The organism is Caulobacter sp. SRI_014 (assembly GCF_057586315.1).
Genome location: NZ_JBYCZQ010000002.1, coordinates 270,554 through 289,791, shown reverse-complemented (window position 1 = coordinate 289,791; position 19,238 = coordinate 270,554). Strand labels below are relative to the sequence as shown.

The 19,238-nt window shown below is 63.5% G+C and carries 18 protein-coding genes; 6 read left to right on the top strand and 12 right to left on the bottom strand.

What is annotated here, in order from left to right; all coding sequences use genetic code 11:
- Positions 1-3: 3 nt before the first annotated feature.
- Complete coding sequence (locus AC2YG9_RS06825) at positions 4-1,170, bottom strand: type IV secretory system conjugative DNA transfer family protein (RefSeq protein WP_487297200.1); 1,167 nt, start codon at positions 1,168-1,170, stop codon at positions 4-6.
- 109 nt (positions 1,171-1,279) lie between these two features.
- The gene (locus tag AC2YG9_RS06820) at positions 1,280-2,185 is read right to left on the bottom strand and encodes an ArdC family protein (RefSeq protein ID WP_487297199.1); all 906 of its coding nucleotides are present in this window, start codon (positions 2,183-2,185) and stop codon (positions 1,280-1,282) included.
- Between the two features lie 191 nt (positions 2,186-2,376).
- On the opposite strand from AC2YG9_RS06820, the gene AC2YG9_RS06815 reads away from it, so the two are divergent.
- The 3 genes from AC2YG9_RS06815 to AC2YG9_RS06805 are packed head-to-tail and all read left to right on the top strand — an operon-like array spanning position 2,377 to position 3,169.
- A complete protein-coding gene (locus tag AC2YG9_RS06815; RefSeq protein WP_487297198.1) occupies positions 2,377-2,586 on the top strand; it encodes a hypothetical protein in 210 nt (69 codons plus the stop codon).
- Positions 2,583-2,894: a hypothetical protein gene (locus tag AC2YG9_RS06810; RefSeq protein ID WP_487297197.1), complete on the top strand. Its 312-nt coding sequence runs from the start codon at positions 2,583-2,585 to the stop codon at positions 2,892-2,894. Before AC2YG9_RS06815 ends, AC2YG9_RS06810 begins: the two co-directional genes overlap by 4 nt.
- A 23-nt stretch (positions 2,895-2,917) precedes the next feature.
- Positions 2,918-3,169, top strand: a complete 252-nt coding sequence (locus AC2YG9_RS06805; RefSeq protein ID WP_487297196.1) for a hypothetical protein — start codon at positions 2,918-2,920, stop codon at positions 3,167-3,169.
- A 25-nt stretch (positions 3,170-3,194) separates the two neighbouring features.
- On the opposite strand, the gene AC2YG9_RS06800 is transcribed toward AC2YG9_RS06805, so the two are convergent.
- The 6 genes from AC2YG9_RS06800 to AC2YG9_RS06775 form a co-directional block, all read right to left on the bottom strand.
- Positions 3,195-3,641, bottom strand: a complete 447-nt coding sequence (locus tag AC2YG9_RS06800) for a ubiquitination-like system serine protease family protein (protein ID WP_487297195.1) — start codon at positions 3,639-3,641, stop codon at positions 3,195-3,197.
- Positions 3,635-4,813, bottom strand: coding sequence for a ThiF family adenylyltransferase (locus AC2YG9_RS06795; protein ID WP_487297194.1), 1,179 nt, complete (start codon positions 4,811-4,813; stop codon positions 3,635-3,637). Before AC2YG9_RS06795 ends, AC2YG9_RS06800 begins: the two co-directional genes overlap by 7 nt.
- Positions 4,788-5,108, bottom strand: a complete 321-nt coding sequence (locus AC2YG9_RS06790) for a multiubiquitin domain-containing protein (RefSeq protein WP_487297193.1) — start codon at positions 5,106-5,108, stop codon at positions 4,788-4,790. The genes AC2YG9_RS06795 and AC2YG9_RS06790 overlap by 26 nt, the downstream gene beginning before the upstream one ends.
- 89 nt (positions 5,109-5,197) lie before the next feature.
- Positions 5,198-8,593 carry a UvrD-helicase domain-containing protein gene (locus AC2YG9_RS06785; RefSeq protein WP_487297192.1) on the bottom strand — a complete coding sequence of 1,132 codons (3,396 nt, stop codon included), beginning with the start codon at positions 8,591-8,593 and terminating at the stop codon, positions 5,198-5,200.
- A 1-nt stretch (position 8,594) separates the two neighbouring features.
- Positions 8,595-9,173 (bottom strand): hypothetical protein, encoded by a 579-nt coding sequence (locus AC2YG9_RS06780; RefSeq protein ID WP_487297191.1) that lies wholly within the window; start codon positions 9,171-9,173, stop codon positions 8,595-8,597.
- A complete protein-coding gene (locus AC2YG9_RS06775) occupies positions 9,170-9,961 on the bottom strand; it encodes an RNA polymerase sigma factor (protein WP_487297190.1) in 792 nt (263 codons plus the stop codon). Before AC2YG9_RS06775 ends, AC2YG9_RS06780 begins: the two co-directional genes overlap by 4 nt.
- A gap of 364 nt (positions 9,962-10,325) precedes the next feature.
- Between AC2YG9_RS06775 and AC2YG9_RS06770 the strand changes: the two genes are divergently transcribed.
- Complete coding sequence (locus AC2YG9_RS06770) at positions 10,326-11,060, top strand: SOS response-associated peptidase (protein WP_487297189.1); 735 nt, start codon at positions 10,326-10,328, stop codon at positions 11,058-11,060.
- 224 nt (positions 11,061-11,284) lie between these two features.
- Here the strand turns inward: AC2YG9_RS06770 and AC2YG9_RS06765 are convergent, their stop codons facing one another.
- Positions 11,285-11,518 (bottom strand): hypothetical protein, encoded by a 234-nt coding sequence (locus AC2YG9_RS06765; RefSeq protein WP_487297188.1) that lies wholly within the window; start codon positions 11,516-11,518, stop codon positions 11,285-11,287.
- 247 nt (positions 11,519-11,765) lie between these two features.
- On the opposite strand from AC2YG9_RS06765, the gene AC2YG9_RS06760 reads away from it, so the two are divergent.
- A complete protein-coding gene (locus AC2YG9_RS06760) occupies positions 11,766-12,311 on the top strand; it encodes a hypothetical protein (protein WP_487297187.1) in 546 nt (181 codons plus the stop codon).
- A 280-nt stretch (positions 12,312-12,591) separates the two neighbouring features.
- Here the strand turns inward: AC2YG9_RS06760 and AC2YG9_RS06755 are convergent, their stop codons facing one another.
- From AC2YG9_RS06755 to AC2YG9_RS06745, 3 genes are all read right to left on the bottom strand, one after another.
- Complete coding sequence (locus tag AC2YG9_RS06755; RefSeq protein WP_487297186.1) at positions 12,592-13,575, bottom strand: hypothetical protein; 984 nt, start codon at positions 13,573-13,575, stop codon at positions 12,592-12,594.
- A gap of 282 nt (positions 13,576-13,857) precedes the next feature.
- Positions 13,858-15,486: a recombinase family protein gene (locus AC2YG9_RS06750; protein ID WP_487297185.1), complete on the bottom strand. Its 1,629-nt coding sequence runs from the start codon at positions 15,484-15,486 to the stop codon at positions 13,858-13,860.
- Between the two features lie 219 nt (positions 15,487-15,705).
- Positions 15,706-17,586 (bottom strand): ParB/RepB/Spo0J family partition protein, encoded by a 1,881-nt coding sequence (locus AC2YG9_RS06745; RefSeq protein WP_487297184.1) that lies wholly within the window; start codon positions 17,584-17,586, stop codon positions 15,706-15,708.
- Positions 17,587-17,916: 330 nt separating this feature from the next.
- On the opposite strand from AC2YG9_RS06745, the gene AC2YG9_RS06740 reads away from it, so the two are divergent.
- Positions 17,917-19,209 carry a hypothetical protein gene (locus AC2YG9_RS06740; protein ID WP_487297183.1) on the top strand — a complete coding sequence of 431 codons (1,293 nt, stop codon included), beginning with the start codon at positions 17,917-17,919 and terminating at the stop codon, positions 19,207-19,209.
- Positions 19,210-19,238: the final 29 nt, after the last annotated feature.

The following is a 19,238-nucleotide window of genomic DNA, read 5'->3' as shown; positions in this document are numbered from 1 at the left end:
GGATCAGCTCAGCCGCGCACTGAATGGCACGCCCGGCGCACCATCTATGGCGAGCTTGATGTAGAGGCGTCGGTTCGCAAGCTCCAGCGCGTCAAGCACCCCGAACTTCGGCTGCAGTTCCGCCGTGATGAGAGGCGCGTCCTCGGCCCCAAGCCGAAAGGCAATCAGCGTGCCGGCGTTACCGAGCACCGCGTGTCGAATTTCCGGCTCCAGCTGCGCCAAGTGCTGGTGGGCGAGCGTCAGACTAACGCCGTACTTCCGGAGTTCGGCCATCATGCTGGCGAGCGACAAGGTGGTAAAGCTTTGGAACTCGTCGACGAACACGTGGAATGGCCGGCGCTCTGCCTCCGGCACATTTGCCCGGCTGAATCCAGCCAGGCCAATGGTGGTGAGGACGAGGCCGCCGAGGACATGCGCGGCGTCCTCGCCCAAGTGCCCGCGCGAGAGGTTCACCAACAAGCCCTGGCCGGTGTCCATGAGCGTGCGGAAATGTAGGTCGACCGCCGGCGCCACCAGAATCCGGTGGAGGGTCGGGTCGGCGAGCAGGGCACCCAGCTTGTTTTGGATCGGCGCCACAGCGTCCGCCTTCAGGCGCGGTGGGTAGTTCTCGAACTCGGTCTTCCAAAATGCCTGGACCACCGGATTGCGTACCTTGCGCGCTATCGACTGCCGGAACTTCTTGTCTTCAAACAGCGCCAAGACGTCGGGAAGGGTTGAGCCGTCGCGCTCCAGAAGCGCGTACAGGCAATTGCGCAGCACGTGCTCCATGCGCACGCCCCAGGCCGTCGGCCAGAGCTTGCGGAGCGTCTCAAGCATGCCGGAGGCCGCAAGCGGTATTCGGTCCTCGCGGACGCGGCGGAGCGGATTGTACCCGTAGGGCTGGGTCGCGTCCGGCGCGTTGAGATAGGTGAGGCGCTCGCGCTCCGCCTCTGACGCCTTGCTCCAGATGCTCTCGACTAGGTCGCCATGCGGATCGATGACCGCGAACCCACGGCCCGCGGCAAGATCCTGCAGCGCGAGACCCTGAAGCAGCGTCGACTTGCCGACGCCCGTCTTCCCGATGATGTAGGTGTGAAGCAGGCGATCGGCCTGGCGGATGCCGAACGGGACATGCTTCGCCCGATGGTTCGTTTCGCCGATGTAGGAGATAGCGCGTGGGTCGTCGGACATCCCCTCATGCTGCCAGAGCTATCCCCTTCCGCACGGGCGAGCTTGGTCGCCAGGTCGACGCCGTGCCAACAAGAAGAGCCCCGAACCATTGCTGGTCCGGGGCCGAAAGTTAGAAGGGCGGCTCCTCAAGCGACGCCAAGTACTCGGCGGCATCTTGGGCCCGGCCGGCGGCGGTGAAGATGGCCCGCGGGTCCCTATCAAGCACCGTGAGCCAGTGGGAGAGATACGCCGCATGGTCGGGTCGGGGCTCGTTGGTGATCGAGAGCTCGGCGCACAGGAACGCTGCCCCGAGCTCTGCCACCAATTCCTCCATCGCATACGACTCATCCCCGAAGCGCTTGCCGAACTCGCGGTCGAGGCGGATCGGCGCGCCGCTCCAGTGGGTGAGTTCGTGCAGGAGGGTCGAGTAATAGGCGTGGGTTGGGGAAGACGTGGGGGAGCCAGTGAACCTGCTACGCTCCGGCATGCGGATCTCGTCCGCGCGGCGATCGTAGCAGGCGACGTCGCCCCCATGCTGAATCCAGGCGCAAGTCTTGGCGACGAACGCCTCAACCTCGGCCAGGACCTCGACCTCGTCCCGCATCGTCGGCAGAGCTGGCGCACTCCACCCGTCCACCTGCTCGGCGCTGAAGACCCTGAAGGCGCGAGCCAACAACCTATGTCCAGGCTCTTCTTCCTCGCCCTCTGCCCGCCTCGCTTCGGCCGGCTTGTACACGACTATGGTTGCCCCGTGCTCGCCGCGCCGGACTTGGGCCCCCAGCTGCTTCCACTGCTGAAAGGTCGCCCACCAGCCTGCGCCGTACCCGCTCGTCAACGCCTCAGCCCAAAGGGCCACGACGTTGACGCCCCGATACGGCTTGCCGGTGGCGGCATTGGTCGGCCGGCCAGATCCCGGTCCAAGCCGGTGCCACGGCATCACGAACTCGCCGGCACCCGCCTCAATGGCTGCGACGATCTTCTGCGTAATGGTCTGATAGACGCTTGCGCGCCCTTCGAAATGTACTGTCGACTGCATGGCTGCTCCTTCGCTTGTCGGGAGCGCCAGACCGGAATGGTCAGGCACTCCCCAAAGCGGGGGAGCGATCCCCCACAACCGGCCCTCAGACAGTCTGCAGCCGCGCTCGACGTCCTGCACGGCCGCACTCCGCCGCCACCCCGACTAAGCACCCCCGTGCGCCCGCCCCTCCCCGGCCGCACACTGTCCCCATGCCGCTATCAGACGACCAGCTCGACGACTTCATCACCTCATACGAGAACGCCTTCAACGAGCGCCTCACCCCCGACCAGGCCAACGAGCTCTTCGACCGCCTTCTCGACCTATACGCCAGGATCAAGCGCGTAGCGGACGAGGTGCCAGAGCTCCCGACCATCGACGCCCTAGGCGAAGACGAGCAGTCCCACCGCCAGGCCGCATGACCAAGAAGGCCCACGGCCTCTGCACCTGCCCGCACGCCCATGAAGTCGCCGCGCAGCCGGCCAACCCTCCCGCCCAATGCGGCCGAGCCGCTCTCCTTCGTGACCTGTTCGGCAAACAGAAAGGGGCCATCCGCGACCTCACGCTCCATGCGGTGACGGTGGGGAATAGGGTGGTGGGGGTCGAAGGGAAGGTCGTCGATCTGGGAGATCAAATTCGGACGATTAGCACCAGGCCTGCTGCGCCGCCGGCAGCGGGCGCCAGCATCGTCCAAGCTGCACCTCGCGACGCTCGATTCGACGGAATTTAGGCCTGTGATACGCTGGGTCGCGTATGAAACCACACACGATCACCCGCAAGGAATGGGCGAAGATTATCAAGGTCCAGGAAGTCATAGAGGGCTGGGGGCTCGAGCCGGGCGAGGGCCCTGAGTTCGCAGCTGGCATCATCTACGGCGTCCGCTTCGATTTCGTCTCAGACGGTCCAGGCTATGTCGGCCCGCTCTATCTTCTGAAGGGTGCTGGAGATCCCGGTGAAGCGCCGCATGCGCTCATTGAAGAAGACGGGGAGTTGGTGGTTCTGTAGATAACTACAATCAAACGGTGCCGGCCTATTTGCCTTCGATCCATTCGATCAGTTGAGCCAAGAAGCCCTTCCTGACGGGCGCCGTCACCGGTTGGGCTGGCACCCTTGCTGGGGCGGCCGACGTAGATTGGACGAACATATGCCTTCGGGCCGCCGTGTCGTGCGCGAGACCGGCGGCGATCTGGGCATCAGTCCAGGGCTCGGCCTCATGCACCCTGCCCTGGCGGATCACGTAGTGCGACCGGCAGGGCAGGAGCCAATTGCCAACGGACGGATGCAGTGAGACCGCATCACCGTCGAAGGTCATCTTCCACTGGGCCGGTGCGAACGGGGTAACAACCTCCTCGCCGCAGCCGCAGCAGCAAAGGTGCGAGGCGGTGGCGTACTCCATGGAGATATAGAGGATTCCGGGGCGCAGCCCGTCCGGCAGATGCCGGACGAACTGGTGCTCAAGGCGCAGCGTCTTCAGCATCGCTGATCCCCGTTGAGCAGCATGTTGCCGTCGGTCGTGTAGGTGCTGTGGTGCTCATGCTCGAGGTCACGGTAGAACCCGCGGACCTTCTTCCACTTGATCACCGCCATGACGGCGTTCAGCGCATTTAGATCGGCGACCTGGATGTTGGTGGCGTAGAGGTCCTGACCCTTGTCGTCGCTGAAGTCGATGCGTCCGCTGTGGATATGATCGCGCATGTCCGGCGTGCTGGTGGTCACCCGCAGGATGCCGCCTAGCGAGCCGTCGTCGAGTTGCAGGCCCATCCCTACGTCGACGAACGACGCGCCGATCTCTTCGAGCTCGGCGATGACCGCCTTTTTGGCGGGGCCGTCGTCGATGCAGATGAAGGCAAAGGTCACCCCGTCCAGCAGGTGGACGTTGGAGGCTTCGAGGGCGACGGCGTGCGGGACGACCCCCTTGCGCATACGCGAGTAGATCGCCGCCCAGTAGACGACCTTCAAGGGCACGTCGCGCAGCTCATCTATGGAAGGGGCGCCTGGCCCGCGGAAGACGTTGTGGGACAGGAAATCGTCGCTGTCGAAGAGGCGGATTTCCTTCGCAGGCGTCTTGGCCACCAGGTCCAGCACATAGCCTCCCGTGCCGCCCAGTCCGATGATGGCCACCGTGTCTTGCGCCAGACGCTCGGTCAGTGCGCCGATTCCCGCTAGGCCAGACGCGGTGTCGATGTAGTTGAAGACCGAACTCTCTTCCTCTTCCGGTGCCGCGTTGCCACGCGCCGAAGCGCCCGGCGACAGGGTAGTGGCCGGACCCGAGATGACGGCAACATACGTCGTCATCTTGTGGTGGTAATCGCGGTAGCCTCCTTCCGGCTTGTTGGAGAACCCGTGTCGGGCGACCAGGCCGTGGCCGAGGTCGATCGGGTGGTCCTGATGACGGAGAGCCTCAATCGGCTGACCGTCCACGTTGCAGGGGAACTCGCCGATCCAGTGCGTAACATGGGTCTCGGGGACCTGGGTAACATCGCCCGCAAGATTCAGGGTCGAGACGAGGGTGCCGCGCTTCAGCTCCTTCTTGGCGTTGAGGTAGGGCACCTCGCGCAGAACCAAGAAGGTACCCTTGATCTGCACGAGGTAGCCCTCCTCGCGGAGGAGCGTCAGGTCAGAGCTACGAGCGAACGGTGCGGGTGACATTGAAGATCGTCCCATTCTTGACGTGGATTTTGCCGCCCGGGCCGAGCTCGCCCGCGTGCGGCTTGGAGGCCGCGTGGCGGTAGGTCATCGAGTAGACGGTGTTTTGGTCGGCGGCACCGCCCGGGAAGGCCAGCTGGACGACCTGTTCGAAGCTCGCCTCGTCGCCCAGGATCTCGCGGGGGCGCGAGTTGACGATGATCTCGGTGTTGCGGTGCTTGAGCGCCTCCTTGACCTCGTGCTCGGCCTTCTTCAGGTGCTCGACCTGGGTGTCGTCGTCGGGATGGGGGGTATCCATCGATTGTCGTTCCTTCGCTTCGTGACCAGCCTCTTGGGCTTCACAGGGTCAATCGACGCGAAGGAGGGCGACCGGTAAGGGTCCTAGAACTAAATTTCGAGGACGCCCGGCGAGACCGGCCCGCAAATGAAAAACGCGGGGCAACCAGGACAGGTCCGCTCCGACGGCACGGCTTTGAAGGCGCCAGCGCGGATCGCCGACAGGTAGTCGGACAAGGTCTGTCGCCGGTTGGCCAGAACCTTGGGAGTCATGGCGAGTGGCGTGACCTCGGCGTCAGACAGATGGACAAGCTCGACTCGGGTTTGCGGACCGTGTTGTTGCGCAGCCATGAGCAATGCAGCCGCGGCCACGTCATTGTCTGCCTTCGAGCGCATGCGCCCGGTACTGACGCGCCGGAAGACATGGGCTCCATCGGTCGCGATCAAGAGATCCTCAGCTCGGAACATGATCTCATCTCCGTCGAGGACCAGACGGATGACCGTCGGCGTAATGGGCTGGCCGCCGGCCCGGCTCGAGCGAAAAAACTTAACCATCTGGACTGCCGCCGCCTGCAATTCGGGCAGCACCCCGCATGCGTCCAACCCATGGTCGACGCAGGCCTGGGCGACGTGGCGCACGAGCTCGGCGTCAGCCGAAATATCTGTCTTCCCGGCGACAACGGTTTGGGTCACCGAACGCACCGCCTCGTGCATCAGCATATAGACCGTCTCGGTCCGCTTTCCCCCGATCTGGAGGACGTGGGTATAGAAGAAGCGGCGTGGGCATGGGTCGTAGAGCGCGAGCTGGGATCCGGTGAACTGCAACTGGCCCTTGATCCGAAGCTCGACGGCCAAGTCTTCGGGTTTCGGCGGCAATGCCCTCGCGGGCGTGATGTCTTGGCGCCTCAGCGCCGGACCTAGGCGGCCGAGATACGGCGAGAGGGGGCGCGTGGCGCCATTCGCCTTGTGCGTCACTGCGTAGAGGAAGAGCCTGTCACGCGCTCGTGACGCGGCGACGTAGAACAAGCACTCCCGCTCTTCAACATCGCCAGCACGGAAGACGGTCAAGGCGTCGCCCTCGGCGCCCGCGATCATGCCGTCAGGGGGCAGGCAGGCCGGCGTCTGAGTATTGCCGGGCAAGGTGTCTTGGTTGAGACCCGGCAGGTGGACAACTGGGAATTCGAGCCCCTTTGCGCCGTGGATGGTCATCAAGCGCACCGCATCCAAGCTTTGGGCCGCAGCAGGGAGCTGCCGAAGGTCACGGTCGTCGCCGATCCGAACCAGCCGACGAACCCTGTCGAGAAGCCGCCGCACCGGCAGGCCACGGCCGCTCGGCTGTACCCGCAGGAAGTTCATGAACTGCCAAACGGCGATCCCGCGTGACCGCCCGGACACCGAGGTCGCGGTGGCGATGTCGGCGGCGATCCGGGTCCGGTCCAGCAAGACTGCAGCCAAGACGTCCCAAGGCGCCGAGGTCTCGTCAAACCCAGCCAAGGCGGCCTGAAGCGACGCCCAGGCGGTTTGCGCAGGCGGGCTGAGGGTGGTCGGATCAATCGTCGACCAGCCGGCCGGATCGTCACTGGCCTCGGCCCCGCGCAGTGACTTGATGATGGTAGCGACGTCGCCAAGTGACAGCGCAAATTGCGGCAAGGCACCCACGCGAACGATGCCCATGGCTCGGGCATCCACCAGGAGGGACAGGATCGAAAGCAAGTCCTTTACTTCCGGCCGCTCAAACAAGTTGCCGAGGAACAGAATGGGGATTCCGAGTCGTTCGAGATCTCGGCCGATGGATGAAAGTCGCTCGTTGCCGGTGCAGAGAACCGCTTGGTCCCGGAACCTATGGCCTTGGGTCCGCATCGCCTCGATCGCATCGGCGATCGCCACGACCTGATTGCCGGCCTGCGGAACCGCGTGCAGTTCGACAGGGTGGCCGAGCGGCCCGCGTTCCGCGTCAAGCCCGGCATCGCCGTGCGATACCTTCATCTGGTCGGCGAAGGCCGAAAAGACGTCCACGACCTCTTCCGAGGATCGGTAGTTGCGCTTCAGACGGCCGCGATCACCGCCTTTGAAATCTTCCTTGCCAAACCGGGCGGTGTTGAACGAAGACGCGCCGCGGAAGCGGTAGATGGATTGCTTGGCGTCGCCGACCACCCACAGGTTCCGCCCGTCGGGGCAGATGGCCTCGATCAGGCGGACGCTGCTGCGGTTCACGTCCTGGTACTCGTCGACGAGCACATGGTCATAAGCGCCCTGCACGCTGGCCTGGACCGCAGCATCGGCCTCCAGCAAACAGACTGGCATAGACACTAGGTCGCCGAAGTCGATGCAATTTGCCTGGCACTTCAGGCGTTCGTAGGCGTCGTAGACCTTGGCCACCTCGGCCGCCTTTTCGGCGGCTTCGATCTGTTCGGACGAATTGGCGGCCGCCCGCATATTTGTCGCGAGCTGCGCGTATCTAGCAGCATCGACCACCTCGTCCTTTGCCCGGGAGATGGCAGACAGGATATCGGCGATGTTGCGGGTCGGATCGTAGAGGTCTTGGTAGTGCTTGAGGCCCAGTCTCGGGAACTCTTGCTCCAATAGTTCGACCGCCTCGGTGCGGTCCATCATGCGCGGGTCCTTGGGGACCCCGAGCTGGGGTGCGAACCGGCGCACGATGTCCAGTCCGAAGGCGTGGAATGTGCCGATCCACATGGCGGCGGCCGCCGCGGGATTCTTTCGCGCGATGCGCTCGGCCATCTCGCCTGCGGCTTTGTTGGAAAATGTCAGGACGAGGATGCGCCTAGGATCGACGCCCTCGGACAGAAGGCCTTCGATCCGGCCGGTTAGGGTCTGCGTCTTGCCGGTGCCCGGTCCCGCTTCCAGCAGATAGGCCTCGCCCCGATGCCCCGCCGCTTTCGCCTGCAATTCGTTCAAAGGGCGCTCCACGTGGGGCTTTTCGGCCTCGATCTCCACGACTGGCAGCAGAAGGGCGTCGAGCAGCTGCTGCGACACGACAGCGAGCGGCGCGGCCATCCGGGCGGCGATTTGAGACGCGGTCAGGCCCTCGTCTACGTGGAGCCGCCTCATCAGCGGGCGCGGGAGCAAGAACTCCCGCGCGAACAGGTCCATCTGGACCTCGCGCCGTTGGTGGCGGCCATAGTCCACCACGCGGTCGAACCCGACTGGCGACGGCTCGGATGGTCGCACGGCGTCGACCTCGGTGATTGTGACCGGACCGTCTCCATCGCCAAGCTCAACATGACCCAGTTCGTGGGCGACGAGGAAGGCCTGCTCGAAATCGGAGCCGATGTTCTCGTGCAGGATCAGCCCGTCGGCCGGTACGTAGGTCGCCCGACCGCCGTCCAAGAGGGAGGCTCCCGGGTTTGCCTTCTCGACATCGATCCCACGGCGCTTGGCCTCCGCGACGACGAATGCATAAGATTGCCGCGGATCCTTTCCCATTGTGACCGCCTGTTCGTGGAGATCAGCGGCGCGTCGGCGTCCGAGTTCGGCGGCGTCCATCTCAGGCCTCGTCCGCCAGCAACCAAGCCCTATCGGCTTCAGAGACGCCCGCGTCGATCAGAATCCGCTCGAACGTCACCTGAGCGGCTTGCTCCGGCTGCCCATCGGACCTGTAGCTGCGTGCCGCTCCGGCGACTGGCAGCAGCGTCATTCCGGCGACCAAATCGTCGATGGGAGTCATCAGCATGCCTGCGAGCCGTCGAAGAAAAGCACCGGGGACCGACGCCGGCTGTATCCGCCGCTCGCGGAAGGCGGTTACGACCTGGCGCGGTACGCCCAGCTCCGCGGCGACTTCGCGGCTCCTGGTCGGGGAGAGTGCCACGAATGGGTCGGCCAACTGCTGCGGCTTGGCGGCAACGTGGCGAGCCCAGGCGGCATCGATCCTGGCAGCGTCGCCCGGCGCAAGGTCCGCCTCGGCCGGGGTGTCGGCTCGCATCAACTCGCGGGACAGATCGATCAGGTCTCCGGCGAACTGCGGATAGGCGGACAGATAGCGGTCGAGCGTGGCCTTGGCATGGTTCTCTTCCATAGCGAAGGCGTCGAGGATGTCTTCGAGTTGTGGAGCGCTCTGGCCAGTCACTGATCTTCTCCCTCGCCCAGGGCTTTCTTGAGCGCCTTCATAGCGCGATCTCGATAGTTCCAGACCGTCTTGCGCGTCACGCCCAATTCCTTGCAGATCGTGTGGACGGTCGGGTCGTCGGATTGGATCAGATATTCGAGCATCAGCATGTGAATGGTCCTGCTTTGTTCTGGGGGCAGGGCCTCAATCGCCGCCTCAAGGCGCAACCGGAAAGCCTCGCCTCGAAACTCTATCCCCTCGAACGGATTGAAGCTTCCGGCTGCCCTTTCGACCACAGGATCCAGCTCGCCGCTGGCGTCGTCGTACTCGATCGGCTGGGTCCGGTTTTCCTCGCGCCAGACTTGCTTCTGGGCGTCCAGCCGCAGGCGTTTGAGGGCCTGAGCGAAGCGGATTTCGAAGAAATCCAGTCGCTCGTCGTAGGCCTGTCGGTCCGCAGCGAGCATGGCCACAAACCGCTCTGACGCCCTCTCCCGGATCTGCTCCCGGGTCAGGGAGCTCGTCTCGCCATCGGCCGCCTCGGCCCGGGGGAGTGCGCGCAGCACGCGGTCGTAGAGAATCTTGTAGAGGCGCTCGAACCAGGCGTTAGAGTTGTCGGCACGAGACGCGCGGACGAGGTGCAACAGGCACTCGCTCGACACATAGCGTGGGTCGGTTAGCTGGCGGACTTCGCAGCGGGCCAGGATTTTGTCTCGGGAAAGCTGTCTGAGGGTGTGGAGATCGGTCTCAGTGCCCGGCGTCCGCGTGTAGAGAGAGCCGTCCGGTTTCCGTTTTCGAAGCGCTTCCGCCAAGGTTCACCTCCGAGTTGCGCATCGGCCAGGGTCTCGAACCCTAACCAAAGCGACGCTAACGCGTATCTCGATTCGATATATCGTGACGGAGTGAGCCTCTGTCCTTCAAGCAATCGACGGCTTCCGGGCTAGCCGGTAAGGCGGGGAGCCAATTATTTGCGATCGGCGACCTGGCGCGGCCAACTGGCGTACGAGCCTCGGCCTAGGGATGTCCGATGTTCCTCCGCGGCGAGCGCTCTAGCCAGCTAAACCAAGTCGAGGCGCACGCTCGTGGAAGGTGCTTTCATCATCACCCTCCCGAGTTGGAGACGGCATTCGAGTAGCTAGCCTTGCGGGCTGATTAGGGCCGACCTACCGTCCACCGATGTGCAATCTCTATTCGATGGGTCGTAGCCAGGCTGAAGTGGCGCGCATGGCGCGCGCGCTGAGCGACCAGACCGGCAACCTGCCGCCGCTCGCCGGCATTTTCCCAGACTATCCGGCACCGATTGTTCGTCGGAACGCCTCTGGAGAGCGTGAACTCGCCATGGTGCGCTGGGGCATGCCGTCGTCGAAAAAGGCCCTGATGGACGCCGCATCGAGGCGGGCGGACAAGCTGCGCGCCAAGGGCCAGAAAGTCGACTTCAACGAACTGCTGCGCTTGGAACCGGACAGTGGCACGACCAACGTCCGCAACACGTCCAGCTCTCACTGGAAGCGTTGGCTCGGCCCGGAGAACCGGTGCCTGGTGCCCTTCACCGCGTTCAGCGAGTTCAACAAGGATGCGGGCGGCGACATCTGGTTTGCCTTGGCCGAGAACCGCCCCCTCGCCTTCTTCGCCGGCATCTGGACACCATGGACCTGCGTACGGAAGATGCGGGAGGGCGAAATCAGCTGTGACCTGTTCGCATTCCTGACAACCGAGCCGAACGCGGAAGTTGGTGCAGTTCACCCCAAAGCCATGCCGGTCATCCTGACAACCGGCGAAGAGGCTGAAGCCTGGATGTCCGCCCCTTGGCCTGAGGCGGCCGGCCTCCAGCGCCCGCTGCCCGATGGGACGCTGCAGGTAGTTGCGCGCGGCTCCAAGAAGGATCCTTGGGCGGTTCCGGCAGACCTCTAACGTCCGTTGAGGGCACCTGGTCTTCATTGTCATGTAGGGACGCGTACGTCCGCCTTTAGCCAGATCGCAGCATGCCAGTAGGGTGGGCCGCAGTGACTCGGACCCAGTTCGTCGACGAAGACCGTTACATGCTCGGTGGGCAGCGGCCTCAGCCAGAAATCCCACAGCGCACCCCACTCGCCATAGAAGAACAGGTCGGGCTCGCGGTCGGGCTCTGGCAGGCTTTACGTCCAGGGTGTATCAGCCGCTTCCTCGAAGCTGTCCACCAGCCACAGTTCAAGTTTGACTCCGCGCTTGAGCTTGCGGGCGACCTTCACCTTCGCGACGTCGGAATGGGCCTGCAGGAAGGCGAGGCCAGTCTGGTCAGTCTTCATGACCAAGTCAGGAACCTGCGGGCTGCCGCTGCGGTACCACGGTCGATCGAACGACGCGGGTCTGGTGATGCCTGCAAAGAACATGATCCCTCCTGGCACGATTGGGTTGCGCGCCTACCGGGACGCCGAGTTAGAACAAATGAGGAACAAACTCGTTGAGAGTCGAGTCCACTTGGCGCTAGGGTCTCGCCCCATGTCTGGCCAGCCTCTCAGAGATCGCCCCTATGACCCGGCTATCCACGGGCCTGGGGCGACTCCGGGCTACGCTCCGCCGGCCCCACGGCGCTTCGACGACCCACCTGCGGGCTACAGCGTGTTCTGCAATGAGCTGGTGATCGACGAGACGATCGATGGCTACCTCGCCCGCAGGGAAACTGACGTGGTCGGCGTCTGCTACTCCGACCGGTGCCGCCGGCGTTGCACCATCGATTTCCAGGACCTGAAGCGCCGCAATCTCGGCGGCATGTCCATGACCCTGGTCCAGCGTCTCCTTCGCTGCAACAACATCGACAGCTGCCGCCTGACGTTCGGCAACGGGTCGGTTCAGCAGATCAATGTCAAACTGCTCGAGCTCAACGGCCGGCCCCAGGTCCGCATCAAGCTATCCTGCAGCTACTGCAAACATTTCATCCTAACTAAGCCGGCCAGTCTGATCCGCAAGCTGGATGCTGACAGCCGAGGCGGCACCGACACGTTGGTCAGTCAGCTGCCGCGCCTTACCACCGCTCCCTGTCCTCGGTGTGGAAGGAAGGACTGGCGCGTCGGCGTTCTCTGGCAGGACACGGACACCATGGGCTGGCGGGAGCGAGGGGAACGAATATTTGCCGAGATGCGGCCGCCTAAGCCGCCGCCAGGAGTCGTACTCAAAAAGGGATAGAGTCTTGGGACTGCAAGCAGCGACCAGCCGAGCCCCAAACAAAAACCCCACCGTTTCCGGTGGGGCATCGAAGATCGGGAGTGTCGCCGAAGCGTTCACGGTTTTCGAAGTTTCCAAAGAATCCGCTCGGCGTCTCGTTGAACCTCTCGGTTCACGGGCACTACTTGGGAATCCGCAACCGCGACATCTGCTCCCACGCGAACCGGTCTGTAGCCAAGTTGGTCGTCATCTTCTCGGTACGTCGGTCGCTTTGGTCTGCCGCTCAAGGAGCCGTCTGCGCTCATAGCTCGCCCTCTGCCTCTTGTCTTGTTCTGTTCCGTACAAGACTAATTGTCTTGCGTATTGAATAATACGCTATACTTGCCAAACTCTCTAATAGCTCTCTACTCGTACCGTTGTCCTCAAAGCCGACATCTTTGCTGTCAACACATAAGAATCCGAGGGCTTGCTCTACCGCTTTCTTGTTCGGGTTCTTCAGTGATGCAACCGCGACGGCATCATAGTGCTTCCACCAATCCGGGTGGGCGTTGGCATACTCCTCGGCGGAGCGCTTAGAAAGGCGCTCGCCGACGAAATAGCCGCAGAGCTCGGGATCGTGAGTGATGCGTCGGAAGGCCGTGTTGTAGGAGTACCGGTAGACCGCCAGGGGCGACTCGTCGGCGTCAACGTAGCTGCGTGAATGCGACGAGCCTTTGTCGCGACCCAGTGTAAAGACGTAAACCCGGCTCGAATCTTCATCTTGGTCGAGGTCGATCTCGATCTTGTCCGTTTTCGACTCGCTGAAAATCTTGATTGAAGCCGCACACGCTTTTCCTGTGTACAGACTAAATATCTTTGAGACGTGATCTAAGAAATCTTCAACGTATCTATGAAACTCTCCCCTGACGTACTCGGGGTCAAAGTCAGCAGTTAGTCGCTCCTTATCGAGGAATCGACAAAATAGATAATCTGTAGCTAGCGCTTGGTTAAACTCCGCCAACACCGCAAGCATCTTGGCTTCAAAGGCGTCAAAACGGGAGGCTCGCTTCCAAAGAAATATGGATGAGCCGATGCCGATGATCCCGACGATCAGGAACACTGCCGCAGTCGCAGCAAGGGCCAAAATTGCTCGCTGGTAGACGGGTGGCGCAGCTCCGTCGTTTAGCCCCCCCAAAGTGAAGAAGATCACAGAGGAGAGCGTCGCTGCAAAGCCAGCCACACCTCCGACGTACCTGACGGTGTCGTTGCTCAGGGCCTGTCGAATGACTGTGAAAAATCCCCCCATGAACCGATGGCCTCAGTACGACGGTTCTGTGGGGTGTTCGCTGGTCGAGCCACTGGGGCATCGCGTTCCAAGCTGACGAACCAAGCCGTGCGTCACGAGGGCTATGGCCATATGATTCGGCTCGGCTAAAACGTTCGTGTACCGCTGTTACCATCGCTACTTTCGCGTGCAAACCCTCTTTCATTCAGCGGGAATGAGACAGTTCGCCTCATTGGCTCCGCGATTTCCTCACGATCTCCCTTCCGAGCGACTTGGAGGACATTGGGGACTTGCCCAGACAACCTAGCCAGCTCGCCGGATCTCCATACCGGACGCCACTTCACCCGCGCGCCTCAATTGGGCGAGCGCTTCCGCATCCTCGCAAAGGTTCCGCATGTGCTCGGCCAGCACCGGATCAGAACCGGACGCACCCTCAAGGGTTTGAACGTCGTCGCGTAGCCCCAGCCCATTAGGACAGAGCGCCAAATAGTGGAGCAGCATCAGCCATTTCGCCGCGCCAACATTGAGTTTCTTGTCGATCAGAACCGGGTTTGAACCGGCCGCAACCACGATCTGGCGTTTGAGCTGATCGTCGCCTTCGGAAAACCAATCCGCCGCGTACTTGCTGAACGGAATCGCGGCCTCCAAGGGTTTGAACCGTTCTGTGAGGTTCACCGCCTCCTTGGCCTTGCCGGTCAGCCTCAGCAGCTCTGACTGAAGACCCGCACGCTGTTGCAGGAATTCTTCGTCGTCGATGAGGCGTCGCACCCGAAGGTCGGTCAGCTCCTTGAGCCGCGACTGGCTTTCAGCGATGCCGCGCTCAATGCTCTCGCGCACCGCCCGCTTCGTCGCCGAAACATCACCTCCACGCGCGTGGAGCAATTCGCCGAGACGAGCCTCGACAACTGACCCTTTCGGCAGTCCGGACAGCCAGGCCGCGATCTGAGCTTCGAGCACCTCCGCGCGCACCGATGGCTGCCGGCAGCGCATGCCGAGGCCTCTGCGGGTGCATCGGTAGTAGACGTACCGTGAGCCGAAGCGATTGGTGGAATGCTGGGCAGTGATCGCCCGCCCACACGCACCGCACCGTATCAGCCCGGTGAAGGGGAAGAAGTGGCGCTGCTGACGCTGCACACCTGGTCGGCGGATGCGGGCCTGCACCGCCTGAAACTCGTCCATCGTTACGATGGGCGCATGCTGGCCTTGCACCAACTGCCCGTCCCACGTGAAGAGCCCGGCGTAGAACGGGTTGGTCAAAAGCCGGTGGACCATGCTTTCGTGAACCATACCCCCGCCCCGCCGCCGCTTCGGCGTTCGCAGCTCCCACTCCTCGCGCGCGATCCGCGCAATTTCGCGCGCCGACTTGCCGCCCGAAAGCACCAGGTCGAACATTTCCCGAACCAACGGCGCATACTGAGGGTCGATGACGATTGTCTTGGTAGCCCCGTCATTGAGGTATCCGATTGGGGCTGATCCCGGCCGCCAACCGTTGGCCGCCTTTGTCCGGTTCCCGCGCTTCACGACCTCGGACAGGTTGTCGGAATAGTATTTGGACTGGCCGAACATGATCGCGAGCATGAACTTGCCCTGCGAGTTGTTCTCGAACGTGTAGCTCGCGAATTTCAGATCCCGCAGGACGTTCCGGTCCAGAAGGTAGACCAGCCGTCCACCGTCAATCGAGTTGCGCGCCAGGCGGTCTGGAGCCCAAGCGACAATGCCTTGCGCCTCTCCCGCCTCGATCTTCGCCATCATCTGATTGAAGAGCGGGCGGCCAGGTTCCTTGGCACTCTTGGCCTCAATGACGACTTCAACAATTTCGATATCAGGTTGCGCACCGAATGCGCGTTCAAGCTCCCCTCGCTGGGAATCGAGGGACATCACTTGGCGGTCTTCCGCCTCGGTCGATTTGCGGCAGTAGAGGAAGTATTTCATGAGTTGGGGAGACGTCCCCGACCTCCCCGAAGTCCCGTAGGACGAGGAAGCCAGAGTCCGAGTCTACGGCGCCATGCCGGGCTTGCGCGAATCCGTCCGGGATGGCGTGGCGCCACCCTGCAGCATGCCGCCCAGGACAACGTGCCGGTAGGGAGCGCTCGGTCACAAGGCTGACGAAGGCCAAAGAGGGGACCGAAACCGGCCCCCTCCCCGCTGGCCTTAGGCCGGACCGGCCGCCGCGGTCCTAAGGAGCGGCGGCAGCCAGCCGTCCGCGCCTAGGAGGTCAGCGGCGGCGTTGGCCATGGTGTCCTTCTTGAGCCCGTCGAGCTTGGCGGCAGCCTCCGGGGATTTGCCCTCGACCACCGCCTCGATGATCTGCGGCTTGCTGATCCGACCGAAGTAGCTTGCGGTCGTGGCGCGCCAGTAGTGAGTCATATCGAGCGACAGGTAGCAGGCGAGTTGGTCTGCATGGGCGAGGGTCCGTCCGAACCGCGTCGGCTCCTGCACCGCATTGATCGACAGCGACACGCAATGCGCCAGCAACTCCAGCAGGTCTTGCGAGGAAAGCGCCACCAGCGCCTCCCACAACTGGTCGGACTGCTGCGGGAGGCGCTGTGCCCACGCGTCGTGGCGAGCGCTGATTGCGACCCCGGCTGGACTGCCCGCGTAGCCGTCTGCGAAGCGATCCAATTCCGCTGAAGAAAAGCGAACCTCTAGACAGCTCTCATTCCAGCCGGCGAAGAACGTGGGCACGGCGGCGGCATGCACAATGGCGAGCAACGCCGCATGGGGCGAGCCGCCGAGGCAGTCCCGGAGCGCTGCCGTCCGGTGGGCCGTCAGGTCGGCCACCAGCCGCTCCGACAGAGGCTTGGGGCCTGACACGACGACAGGGCACTCCTTGCTGCCGCTTTCGGCCTCCTCGGGCGGCGGCTCGTCATCCGGCCTGACAAAGCCCCGGTCGATGCGCACCCCACCATCCATGGCGAGGCTGACGAACGCTCCCGCCATCGCGCGGTCGCTCTCGGTGTAAGTCGGGCGCAGCATCTCCGCGAGCTCCTCTTCAATGACCTCGCTGCGCTCCTCGGCGGTTTCGAGGGTCAGGCCCCCGTCCTGATAGCGCTCGAACAGTCGCTCCTGCGCCGCTTGGAGGGTCTTGATGCGAGCGGCCGTGTCCTCGTCGGGATCGACCGGTGTGGGGTAGATACGGCGCAGTCCGTGGCCGTGCGGGAAGTCGATGAGCGCTTCCACCCAACGCCATCCTTCGTCGGCCTGCAGAGCCTGCGCAATGCTTGCCAGCTTCTCCAGCACCAGACGATCCAGCAGCGCGGCGTCTTCGAACCATCCGCCTTGGTCGTCCGAAAATAGGTCACGGCAGATAGCGCCGCCGGCAGCTTGGTAGTCGTCCGGCCCGATAAACACGGCCCTACGGTCGGTGGCGTCCACGTTCAGTTCGGTCATCGAGCGCCTGATGACGCTCGGCGAGCGGTTGTAGGAGAGAGTGGCGAACACCTGCTCCTGCCGCCCATGATCCTCGGATACCGCAAAGGCCATCAGCTGTTCCAAGGTTAGGTCGCCTGCGCGGTACGCAGTGATCAGCGAGGGACTGACCACGGCCAGCCGGAGGCGCTGACGCACCACGTGTGCGGTGACCCCGAACCGCGCGGCGATCTCCTCGGCGCTCCATCCTTTGGCGTCGGCGAGTTCCTTGAAGGCGTCGAACTGGTCGGCCGGATGCATGGCGAAGCGGGTGACGTTTTCGTCGAGGCTGACCTCAAAGGCGTCGTTGTCGGTGTCGAGCAGGCAGCGGACGAGCGCCTTCTTCGGGATCGCCTTACGCTTGGCGAGCAGGCACAGCGCAAGCCGCCGTCCCTCGCCGATAGTCACCAGATAGTTGCCGGTCTCGACCCCTTCGGCGTCCCGCTCCGGTTCGACGACCGGAGGCTGGAGCACGCCTTTCGCGCCAATGGACGCGGCCAAGGTCTCGATGTCCGAGGCTGCGTGAGGGGTCTTCCGTGCGTTGCGGGGCGAGCGTTTGAGGGCGCTCAGTGGCACCTCGATTTCGACGCCGCGTTGGACAGTAGGGTGGCTATGGATGGTCATGGTCTAGCTTCCTTTGGGAAAGAGCCGCAGGCGCAGAGCGCGCCTGCGGCTCTGCCCGTCGGCGAGACCGGGGGTAGCAAGCGCCAGGGCGAACGGCGGGGAGGGGGATCACCCGGTCTGCACGGAGCGAAGCGGAGGAAGACCGGGGATACCCCGCCGTTCGGCGGCGAAGCCGCGCACCCTGGTGCGCGCGAGGGACGGAGTCCCTTAGCCCTACAGGACGTAGCGCAACGCGCCGGCCTTACGGGGTGCGGATTTGGCGTCCCCGGTCGGAAAATTGGCGGAGCGCCGCCTCCAGGCCGGGGGCGCCGTCCAGTACCGTGAAAGGCAATGCCGTCACCCGACTCCAATCGCATTCCGACCGTTTCCCACATCCTCCAGGACGGAAGCCTTGTTGAGCTGCTCTATGATCCGGAGCGGGTCGAGACGTCTTTTGCCGTCTGCCGGGCTGATAGTGCGATCTCGCTCGAGACGCATATCGACCTGCCGGGCGGTGAGCGGCTGGTGCCATATGCCGCGCGCAACAATCTCATCGCCACCGGGTGTGTGCTCCTGCCGTCTGGCATTGGCGAGTACGCCGACAAGGCCGCGCTATTGGCCGACATCCAAGCCTACCTGCACCGGTATGTTGACCTCTCCCCGGTGTTCGAAGCGATCTGCGCCCACTACGCGCTTCTGTCCTGGGTGTACGACGCCTTCAATGAACTCCCGTACCTGCGCTTCCGGGGCGACTATGGCACCGGCAAGACCCGCGCCCTGCTGGCGCTCGGTTCCATCTGCTACAAGCCGTTCTTCGCGTCGGGCGCCTCGACGGTCTCGCCGATCTTTCACGTGCTGGACGCCTTCCAGGGCACCCTGATTCTTGACGAAGCGGACTTCCGGTTCACCGACGCGACCGCCGGCCTGACAAAGATCCTCAACAATGGCACCGTCGCCGGGTTGCCCGTGCTGCGGACCATGACCAACCGACACAAAGAGTTTGATCCGAAGGCCTTTCGCGTCTTTGGGCCCAAGCTCGTGGGCATGCGCGAACGGTTTGGTGATGCGGCGCTTGAGAGCCGCTTTCTGACGGAGGAAACGGGCCTCCGGGCGCTCCGTGCCGACGTGCCAATCCAGCTCCCAAACGCGCTCGCGACAGACGCTCTCGCCCTGCGCAACAAGCTGCTGGCCTGGCGTTTCCGGGAGCGAAGCCGTGTTGCTACCGATCCCTCGCGGCTTGCGCCGGGCGTAGAACCACGGCTGAACCAAACCGCCCTCTCGCTCCTCTCCATCGTCGACGATCCAACGGTCCGGCGAGACATCCATGAAGCACTTCAGCTCGAAGACGATCGCGTGCACCAGGAACGCCGGTCGTCGCTGGACGCTGCGATGGTGGGCGTGGTTGTGCGCTTGATCGACGCTGGCGAGCCAACAGTTTCCGCCATTGCGGACGCGTACAACCGGGCGGCAGGTAAGGGGGAGCGACCCGTCTCTCCCAAGTGGGTTGGATGGTTCCTGCGGACCCGGTTACGGATTGCGACTAGGAAGGCCCACGGCGTTTACGTCGTACCGACCAGTGAACGGTCGAAGATCGCGGCGCTTGCCGCGCGATATGGCGTCGGCGATCACGACGCGCCGCGCTAACCAGCAACGTAAGGTCAGGTCGGGAACTC